Origin of the sequence: Mesorhizobium sp. M0808, assembly GCF_040320025.1 — a bacterium.
In the GTDB taxonomy this organism is placed as follows: domain Bacteria; phylum Pseudomonadota; class Alphaproteobacteria; order Rhizobiales; family Rhizobiaceae; genus Mesorhizobium.
This window is the reverse complement of sequence record NZ_JAMYOX010000087.1, coordinates 1-9,016: the sequence shown is the minus strand read 5'-3', so window position 1 is coordinate 9,016 and position 9,016 is coordinate 1. Positions and strand designations below refer to the sequence as shown.

Annotated in this window: 11 protein-coding genes and 1 pseudogene; 6 read left to right on the top strand and 6 right to left on the bottom strand. The window is 61.8% G+C overall.

Annotation, left to right across the window (positions count from 1 at the left end; all coding sequences use genetic code 11):
* The coding region (locus NKI25_RS35690) for a hypothetical protein (RefSeq protein WP_353000845.1) at positions 1-344 on the top strand (344 nt) is incomplete at its 5' end.
* 10 nt (positions 345-354) lie between these two features.
* On the opposite strand, the gene NKI25_RS35685 is transcribed toward NKI25_RS35690, so the two are convergent.
* Together NKI25_RS35685 and NKI25_RS35680 are read right to left on the bottom strand one after the other, a co-directional pair.
* Complete coding sequence (locus NKI25_RS35685) at positions 355-597, bottom strand: hypothetical protein (RefSeq protein WP_352789505.1); 243 nt, start codon at positions 595-597, stop codon at positions 355-357.
* A 73-nt stretch (positions 598-670) separates the two neighbouring features.
* Positions 671-913 (bottom strand): hypothetical protein, encoded by a 243-nt coding sequence (locus NKI25_RS35680; RefSeq protein WP_352789502.1) that lies wholly within the window; start codon positions 911-913, stop codon positions 671-673.
* Between the two features lie 297 nt (positions 914-1,210).
* Between NKI25_RS35680 and NKI25_RS35675 the strand changes: the two genes are divergently transcribed.
* The 3 genes and pseudogenes from NKI25_RS35675 (at position 1,211) to NKI25_RS36685 (ending at position 3,359) form a co-directional block, all read left to right on the top strand.
* Complete coding sequence (locus NKI25_RS35675; protein WP_352789499.1) at positions 1,211-2,140, top strand: hypothetical protein; 930 nt, start codon at positions 1,211-1,213, stop codon at positions 2,138-2,140.
* 121 nt (positions 2,141-2,261) lie between these two features.
* Positions 2,262-2,928: pseudogene (locus tag NKI25_RS35670) on the top strand (transposase); the annotation flags it as partial.
* A gap of 218 nt (positions 2,929-3,146) precedes the next feature.
* Positions 3,147-3,359, top strand: coding sequence for a hypothetical protein (locus NKI25_RS36685; RefSeq protein ID WP_502897503.1), 213 nt, complete (start codon positions 3,147-3,149; stop codon positions 3,357-3,359).
* A gap of 17 nt (positions 3,360-3,376) precedes the next feature.
* On the opposite strand, the gene NKI25_RS35665 is transcribed toward NKI25_RS36685, so the two are convergent.
* On the bottom strand, positions 3,377-3,610 hold the full coding sequence (locus tag NKI25_RS35665; RefSeq protein WP_352790221.1) for a hypothetical protein: 234 nt from the start codon (positions 3,608-3,610) through the stop codon (positions 3,377-3,379).
* A gap of 57 nt (positions 3,611-3,667) precedes the next feature.
* On the opposite strand from NKI25_RS35665, the gene NKI25_RS35660 reads away from it, so the two are divergent.
* Complete coding sequence (locus NKI25_RS35660; protein ID WP_352502896.1) at positions 3,668-3,952, top strand: DUF982 domain-containing protein; 285 nt, start codon at positions 3,668-3,670, stop codon at positions 3,950-3,952.
* 764 nt (positions 3,953-4,716) lie between these two features.
* On the opposite strand, the gene NKI25_RS35655 is transcribed toward NKI25_RS35660, so the two are convergent.
* Complete coding sequence (locus NKI25_RS35655) at positions 4,717-5,235, bottom strand: hypothetical protein (protein WP_353000843.1); 519 nt, start codon at positions 5,233-5,235, stop codon at positions 4,717-4,719.
* Between the two features lie 342 nt (positions 5,236-5,577).
* Positions 5,578-6,402: a 5'-3' exonuclease gene (locus tag NKI25_RS35650; RefSeq protein ID WP_353000841.1), complete on the bottom strand. Its 825-nt coding sequence runs from the start codon at positions 6,400-6,402 to the stop codon at positions 5,578-5,580.
* A gap of 158 nt (positions 6,403-6,560) precedes the next feature.
* Between NKI25_RS35650 and NKI25_RS35645 the strand changes: the two genes are divergently transcribed.
* A complete protein-coding gene (locus NKI25_RS35645) occupies positions 6,561-7,862 on the top strand; it encodes a glucoamylase family protein (RefSeq protein WP_352830478.1) in 1,302 nt (433 codons plus the stop codon).
* A 569-nt stretch (positions 7,863-8,431) separates the two neighbouring features.
* On the opposite strand, the gene NKI25_RS35640 is transcribed toward NKI25_RS35645, so the two are convergent.
* Positions 8,432-9,016, bottom strand: a 585-nt coding sequence (locus NKI25_RS35640; RefSeq protein ID WP_353000838.1) for an IS91 family transposase, incomplete at its 5' end; no start/stop codon positions are given.

Below are 9,016 nucleotides of genomic sequence, written 5' to 3'. Positions count from 1 at the left end.
TCACCGACTGGTCGAAATGGCGGCCGTTGAACATCACGTGCTCCTCCACAGCTGAGGCGTTTTTCTTGCCATGCTCCGCTTACCAAAAGGTTTGCGACAGAGCTCTCTCCAGAGGCAAGGCCCGCTACCTGTCCATTGTACAGGCAATTTGCGCGCCTCGGACACTCATGCCAGCTTGCAAGGCGACCGATCGCGAGTTGGAGGAGATATTGGCGGCAGCGTGCGTGGTTCACAGCGTGCCCGTCGCTTTCGACGCCAAAACGGCCGACGGGCGCACGGCTCGATTCGAACGGCCGAAAAAGCCGCGCTATGATGCGCGCAGGAAAGGCGTTCTAAAAAATTAGCTGGCGCCGACTAATAGTTGAAATAGATCGCCGGTGGATACACCGGATTGTACTCGCCCTTGACGGGCGGCCGCGCCGCCGCGCCTGGCGATGCGGTGATGCCGCCCGTCGGTTTGTTGTCGAGCGGCGGCCGGGCCTTTTCGGTCCTCGCTACCTTCGTCTCGGCGACCTTCGTCCCTGGGATTTTCGTTTTTGCCTCCGCGGCTTGCGGCAGTGTGAGCACGATCAGAAGTGCAGATAGCGCGAACTTCATAGCGGGGCTCTCCGGTCATGTCATTGCCAGATTCTCCGCCTGCCGGGAGGACGCCGGAGGGCGGGCCGTGAATTCAATCCTTGAAGCCTGTCGAATCGAGCAGGGCGACCTGTTTTCCGTCGACGAAAAAGCGGATCGCATGGGCATCGCCGTCGATTTCAATACGTGTTGGTTGGGCAGCCAGCGCCGTAGGAGCGGGCTTGACGTACCGCGACGGAAATTCTCCGGCCGGCGCAAAGTTCAGCATCAGCACCAGTGCGGCGCATCCGGCCGCAAGTGCGATGACGGGGGTGGCGGGAGAAGCAGTCCAGGACATCGTATTCTTCCTTCCCTAAAGAGGCGTCTACGCTCGTTTGCTAGTTCCGAGAGCTCGGCTTCGCGGTCGTTCAAAGTGTCTGAGGAAGGGGATTTGTATTCAGGCTCAGTTAGTGTGAGTTTTTTTTATGATCTGCCCTTACCCTCCGCGAACTTAGCGTCAGCCCTCGGACAGGAAAGGGCGAGCGCGTGGAACGGCCTGGAATTCTGCGGATTTCCTGGAATATTAGTATGTGGAAACATAGGGTGCCAAGTGCTGGCACAAGTTGCATATTGCGGATACCAAGGGGGCGGCCGGATGGCACAGGATGTCGCGAAGAAGTTACGGCTGACGTCGGCCCTGCTCGGGGTCGTGACCCGCAAGGACCTGGCGGCGGCATTCCGGGCTATCAACCCGAAAACGGCGTTCGATCTCGGCCGCGCTGACAAATGGTTGCAGGGTCGCGCGCAGCCGCGCGAGCTCAGCGTCTATGATGACTGGTCGAAGCTTCTTGGCCTGGAGCAGCCCGGCGCCTGGATTGCCGAGAGCGACCTCCCAGCCTTTACGGCGGCAATCTGCGCCCGCCACGGCATCGGCAAGGCCGAACTGGAGCGCCGCGCCGGTGGGCCACCCAAGACCTCCGCGCATGAGGACCGAAGCGCTGGCGCCGCCCTGGCTGGAGCCTACGCGTGTTATTCGCAGGCTCTGTCGCCCTATCATCACGGCCAGCTGATCAGGGGCAGTCTGTCGATAAAAGCCGGGCCGGAGGGGCACGGCCTGACGGCCTCCTATCGCGAGATATTGCCAACCGGCCAACTGCTGATCAGCGGGCAGGTCTCGCTGGCAAAACGCGGCCTCTATGCGCATCTGAAGGAGACCGACGGCGACGCCCACTTCTTCTTCTGCCTGTTCCCGCAGTCGCAGCCGGGAAGCGTGCTCGGCGGCTATATGTGTGGCGGTGCCATCATCGGCCCGGAGCCACAGCCTTCGCTGACCAGGATACTGATCGTGCGCTTGCACGATCCGGCGCCCGAGGCATGGGGCGGATATCTCTCGTCTGACAGATCGATCGCCGAGGACCTGGCAGCGCTCGGCCTCATCATCGAGCGGCCGGAAGCGGTCGACCGGCAGCTCGCGCAATTCCTCATCGGAGACAGGCGCGACGGCGGCCCCAGCCAGATCCCGCCTGCCGAGTTCCACGCCATCCTCGAGACCTTCGACCGGCAGTGGCTGCGCCAGCCGGCTTAAAAACCTTTTCCCCATCCTGCCAAGCCGGTGAGGAGTGAAGCGGTCGTTGCCCTGAGATGACCTTGCCCCTCTGATCTAATCCGGTTTGAAGTTCGTTCTGGCCCATCGAGAGGACCAGGACATGAAACGCAGCCGCTTCTCTGAAGATCAGATCATCGGAATTTTGAAGGAACATGAGGCCGGGGTATCGGTTGCCGATCTGTGCCGCAAGCACGGGTCAGCGACGCCTCGATTTACAACTGGAAGGCCCGCTTCGGCGGGATGGATGTCTCCGAGGCTCGGCGACTGAAGGCTCTGCAGGACGAGAACACGCGGCTGAAGCGGCTTCTGGCCGACGCCATGCTCGACAATGCCGCGTTGAAGGATCTTGTGGGAAAGAAATGGTGACGCCCGCGGCCAAGCGGAATGCTGTCGCTCGCCTGAAGGAAGGCTTCGGGATGAGCGAACGGCGGGCGTGTAAAGCCATCGGCTGTTGCCGCATGAGGGTTCGCTACGAGACCAGCAGGCCGGACGACCGCGAGCTTCGCGAGCGGATGAAGGCGATCGCGCAGGAGCGTCGCCGGTTCAGCTACCGGCATCTTCTCGTGATGCTGAGGCGGGAGGGCCTGGTCGTGAACCACAAGAAGCTGTTCCGGCTCTATCGGGAGGAGAAGCTCGCCGTTCGCCGCCGTGGCGGCCGCAAACGGGCGATCGGGATCAGGGCGCCGATGGTGGTGCAGCTGAGGCCCGACGAGCGCTGGTCGCTCGACTTCGTATCGGACCAGCTCACAGACGGGCGCCGTTTCCGCTGGCCGTCGCGTCTATGGAGTTGCGGTCAAGGGATCTCCCGAAGACGACAATCTTGAATTGGACATCGTCCAAACACGCATGCTGCGCGCCAGCCGGCTAGTCTCCATGACGTCAGGGCACGCCGCCGCTTCGGGTCTGCCAGCCTGGCGCATGTGTCAACAGTTCCGAGCCGAAGCACTGCACCGCCCTCCCAGCCAAAGAAAGTTGGCTCGCCCGACTGGCAGAAGAAGGCCCCGATGCTTCGCGCCTTCGCGAGGCCGTCAGCCAGACCATCGCCGGTGGGCCGCCGAAGGAACGTGGCATCCTTGCCGCGCTGCGCCGATCCAGCTGCCGGAGCCGATCTCCAGGTCAAGATCTAATACGACATCTGCTCGATACAAACCGACTCGGAGCCCCTGCTCTAAAGGACGGCCCAACGAAACGACCATAATCCTTTCATCTCCTCGCTTACAGCCGTCGAATTCGTCGCGGCGTGCTTGAGAAGCCGTCGGGCAAGCGGCGTGACGAGCTCGAAAAATAGTTCGCGGCGTCGGACGGTGCGCAGATGCTTTTTGCCGGCCGGGTCCTGTTGTTCGACGAGAGGATGGTCCGGCGAGGCAAAGTGCCGGGCCCAAGGAGAGCCAGCTCAGCCTCAATCGCATCGGCCAGCGGTTCTTTGAATTCGCGGTAATCCACATTCATGCAACCACTGCCCTTGTCTTCGCGTTTAGCCGCGTTCAATCGTGGGGAGCGACAAGAATGCGGGCCTTCAGTCCAATTACAATCTGCCTCAATCGCAACCTGACGGTGGTCGCGTCCATAGCCGACGCAATGAAGGTGCTTCAGCAACCATGGCCTAGAATGGGAAAGCCGGGGCGGCTCAACGCGATCCGAATGGTCGAGGAATCCCTCGCCGGGCATTGCAGCCAGCAAGCTGCATTCGAGGCCTTCAAGGCGGCCGCGGCTGAACAGGGACTCCTTAGAACAAGAGGGACCAGCGCAGGTCTGGGGAAAGTTGCGCGGATGGTTGAAGACCTGATGTGAGTCATGCCGGCCTCGCTAACGCTGAAGAGGCGCCCCACTTGAACCCCGAAATACTGCCTTCTCCCGCGAGAGCCGAAACGCCTCAAACCGGGCTATTACCCCGGACGCGAGAAGGCCCTGGCTTCGCGTCCGGGACAGCCAGGACCCACTTATCCGACGGTGAATTCTGCGCTGCCTCAGCAGTGCAGCTGCACGCCCATTTCCGCCGCGTTTGGGATCCACATTGAGGTTAACTCTGATGATCTGCCCCATCTTGTCAGAAAAAGACATTTCCCTTGACCTTGCGACTAAAGGAAAGCAATCAGCCTTTGACAAAAATCGCGATCAGGATTGCGCGGAGAACTGAGCTTGATGAGCAGATGATTCTCATGTCTCTTCGACCGCGAGTGTCTCGGCTCGACGGGCATCGGTCATGGCGTCGCGATCCCTCACGCTCTGCTGGCACGATCTCTTCGCCAGTCGTGTCTTTGACACGCTTGGCCCAGCCCGTTGACTTCGACGGCCCCTACGACGACCAGTCGATCTCATCTAGATTGTACTCTGGCCGCGCTCTGTTACTTCCGCCTTCCTCCCTGCCCTTTCGCAAAGATGCCGGCTGCTTCGAGTAGCTCTTGTTCGGGAGCGACTCCGATTGCCACGGTCAGCCGATGAGGTGTTGGCGATTGTCGAAAATGAGCCGCTTCCGGGAATTTCCACCAACTTGCATACTCCTCGTGTCGGGCCTGGCGTTGTGATGTCTGTGCGGCGCATGGCGCAGGGGCTCGCTACCAGCCGATGAGGCGGCCTTCGCGGGGGATTGAAGCATCTTCGGGTTTCTTTTCTGCGCGGTAACCCAAACAGAATGTCTGCGTCGTCACATTGCTCCGAGGCCGCGCCGCGCTCCGGCAACGCGCGGTCTGGTTCCCCCGCGGGTACTGCGATCGATCAGCCCCGCATCGTTGAGCGCAAGATGGCCTGCATGTGCTCTTCCCCAAGTCGAGTTCGCCCCGTGCCTCAACAGTCAGCACGTACTCGGCCTTGACCCGGCGGTCGCCTCGGCTGGTCGCAGGATAGGAACAGATAGCCCTCAAGGATTGCTCTTCAATTCGGTCTGCCATCTTGCGGTCGTGCCAGTTGCTGCCCGATCGATGAACAACCCTATGGAGCGCGGCATAGGCGGTTTCATGGCTTGCTATCAGCGCCTGCAGTTCGCGCGAGGTACCTTCGTCTTCAGCAAACGTCGGTTCAACGACAGTCGCAACGGCGGTGAACGCAAGAAGTGTACGGCGGGTGACTGCGGGCATGCCCCATATCCTTGCCGTTGATGAGTGCGGGCACACCATAGCACCGGCGCAGCGTTCGGGGAGATGCAACGCGACCCTATTGTCTGCTGACAAAACGTTCCGCTCCTGCGGCTGCTTCTCCTGCAATGGCTGGCAGGTTCAGTCTCCTGAAACGTCGTAGGTGTGACGCTAGTATGGCCATTGAACGCCACCCACAACTCAGATGCTGTGTGAGCGCCTGCCACCAGCCGGTACATTTGCCTGTCTCTTATTCCAGACTGTTCTCGCGTGCACCGTGCCCCTGTGCGATCGGGAATCGACGCTGGCCTTCTACAGGCCGCTTCCAGACCTCGCCTCCCGAAGTCAGTTGCGGCGAGCGTTGAGAGCACGTGCGAGGAGCCGGGTGTCAGTCAGCTGGATCACGCACGTCTCGTATGCTTTGGTCGGGCCGCGCCAGCGCAGCTCTTCGACGTTATCGAACAGCCGAGCGTCCGTGCGCAGCGTCGCGAGATTTTTGAACAAAAGCGCGAGCTCTCTACGCTTGCCGAGGGCTTCAGGCGGAAAGCGTTCAAGAGGGCCGTAGCGGCCAAGCAGCCGGGCGGCCGAGACCAGGCCGATGCCTTCGAGACCCGGATAGCCGTGGGCGGCATCACCGACGAGCGCGAGGAAATCTGGAATCAGGGCGGGCTCAACTCCGAACTTCTCGCGTACACCGGCGGCATCGCGAATTTTCTGGGCCCTGCGGTCTACCTGGACCACATGGTCACCGCGCACACACTGCGCGAGATCCTTGTCCGGCGTCCAGATGCACACCTTCTGCACGCGCTCATCGGCAACCGCGCTGCGCGCCGCGGAGGCCAGCGCGTCATCGGCTTCCAGCTCGATCATCGGCCAGACCGCCACTCCCATCGCCGCCAAGGCTTCCTCGAGGGGGTGAAACTGCGCGAGCAACGCCGGCTCGATGCCATCCCCGGTTTTGTAGCCGCGCCAGAGCTGATTTCTAAACGATTCGACTACATGATCGGTAGCCACCCCAATGTGTGTGGCGCCATTCTCGATCATCTCCAGCACAGTGTTCAGCACGCCGAGGACTGCGCCAAACGGCTTGTCTTGGCCGTTGTTGAACCGGCGTTGGCCGTAGAAGTGGCGAAACAGTTCGTATGTGCCGTCTACTAAATGTACGATCATTGCAATCCTCGAGGAAACAGCATCCGGCCCGGTTTCTGGTGTTCGAACTTAGTTATAGAGACACCTGGGCCAGCGCGAGCATCGTCGTGACATGACCCAAATGCGACAAGAGGACCAAAAAGGTAGGAAGCGCAGCGAACCCCTCTATATCGACAGCCATGGATGCATCGAGCGACCACCCGCAGAACGACGAGCTTCTCTCGGACATCCAGCGCCTGTCCTTCGACTATTTTCTCAAAGAGGCCAACCCGGCGAATGGCCTGATCGCCGACCGCAATGCCCCGGGGTCACCGGCCAGCATCGCCGCCGTCGGGCTCGCCCTGTCGGCCTATCCCGTCGGTGTCGAGCGCGGTTTCATGACGCGCGCCGCCGCCGCTGAACGGACGCTCGCCACGCTTCGCTTCTTCTGGAACGCGCCGCAAGGGCCCGAAGCCGACGCAACGGGCCACAAGGGCTTCTACTACCATTTCCTCGACATGGAGACCGGCCGCCGCGTCTGGAAGTGTGAGCTGTCCACGGTCGATACGGCGCTTCTGCTTGCCGGTGCGCTGGCCGCCAGCGCCTATTTTGGCGAGGACGATGAATCCGAACTGGAAATCCGGCGGCTAGCCGATGCGCTCTACCGGCGCGCCGACTGGCGATGGGCGCAGAACGGCGGCGCCACCGTCACCCATGGCTGGCGGCCTGGAAAAGGCTTCCTGCGCTATCGCTGGCAAGGCTACGACGAAGCGGTGATCCTTTATGTGTTGGGCCTCGGCTCGCCAACCCATCCGTTGCCGCTCGAGAGCTATGCGGCCTGGCTATCCACCTACAAGTGGAAAAAGATCTATGGCCGGGAATTGGTTTACGCCGGTCCACTTTTCATCCACCAGCTGTCGCATATTTGGATCGATTTTCGCGGCATCCGCGATGCTTCCATGCGCAACCACGACTGCGACTATTTCGAGAACAGCCGCGAGGCAACCTACCTGCAACGCGACTACGCCATTCGCAATCCGAAGGGCTTCAGCGGTTATGGCGAGAATTGCTGGGGCATCACCGCCAGCGACGGCCCAAGCCCGACAAAACGCCAAATGACGGTCGGTGGCCGCCGCTTCTTCGGCTATCTGGCGCGCGGTGCGCCATTCGGCCCTGATGATGGGACGTTGTCGCCGTGGGCAGCGATTACCTCATTGCCCTTTGCGCCAGAGATCGTTTTGCCGGCACTGCGCCATTTCCACGAGATCGACCTGCACGAGGGCAACCCTTACGGCTTCACCGCAAGCTTCAATCCGACAATAGCAGCCGCCGACGGCCGGCCATGCGGTTGGGTATCGCCGGACCATGTCGGCATCAATCAGGGGCCGATCACTCTGATGATAGAGAACTATCGCTCGGGCTTCCTGTGGCGCCTGATGCGCTGCGTGCCGGCCATCATCGCCGGACTGCACCGAGCCGGTTTTTCGGGCGGTTGGCTATAACAAGTCGAGATGACAAAGCTCCCCGACTGACCGGGACTCTTGACTGCTAGCGCATGCCGCATTTGCTGCAAACGTCGACTCAGCGGCAGTGGGTGATGGGCGCTTCTTATAACGCCGGTCACGAATGTCTGAAACGGGTCACAATTGCGGACAGGCCGCCTTAGGCTGGGATACACGAGAGCGGACATTCAGGTCGTCGCGAACATCGTCGTGACCTGTGATGGGTTTCGGATGCCGGCCGTCTACTGAGATGGCGTGGCTCGAGGCCGGCGTCCGGAAGCCTCCAGGGAAGGAACCCGCGGGGTGGAGATTTCGGTTTTGCGGCTATGGGGATTTGACGGTTCGGCTTGGTCCGTTGTGACCGCACCGATGGGCTTGGTGGGTGGGCAGGCGTAGCTCGATGGGCTGGCGATGGCTGTGCGCATTGCGATGCGGCCCTTGAAGAGCGGGCGGTTTCGGCGCTGCAGATGGTGCGGGACATGCGATCGGCCGGAGACGCACGATCGCCTCGGGCCGCCGACGACCAGAGTCCTCGGCGGGTATACAGAGCGATGAAGAGCGGTTTGTGGTCATGGCGCCCTCGTCCAAGGCGGCGCGCGGGCGCGGTCGCCGCCGCGTTCGAAGGTCTCGATGACGATCATCCTGCCGCCGCAGCATGGACATGGCGGCCGCCAGTCCGATGGCGTGGCGGCATCGGCGCCCGTTCCGTTGCATTCGGCCTTGGGCTGCGGCGCGGCGAGAAGTTCGCGAGCGCGCGCGATGTTGGCCTTGGCGTGCGCACTGGCGAGCAGCCCATAGTGGCGGATGCGATGGAAGCCTTTGGGTAGCACGTGGAGCAGGAATCGGCGGATGAACTCGCCCGCTTCCAGCGTCATGGTCGGGTAGCGCTCGCTGCCATTGCGGCGGTAGTCCTTGACGCGGAATGTGACGCCCGCCTCGTCGAGCGCGATCAACCGGCTGTTGGAGATGGCGACGCGGTGGGTATAGCGCGACAGGTAGGCCAGCACGGCCTCGGGTCCGGCGAAGGGCGGCTTGGCGTAGACGAACCAGCTCTTCTTCTTGAGCGGTGCCAGGAATTTAGCAAAGGCGCGCTTGTCGCCGAGGCCAGCATTGTCGCCGAAGAACCTCAGCCGGCCGGCGGCATGGGCATCAGT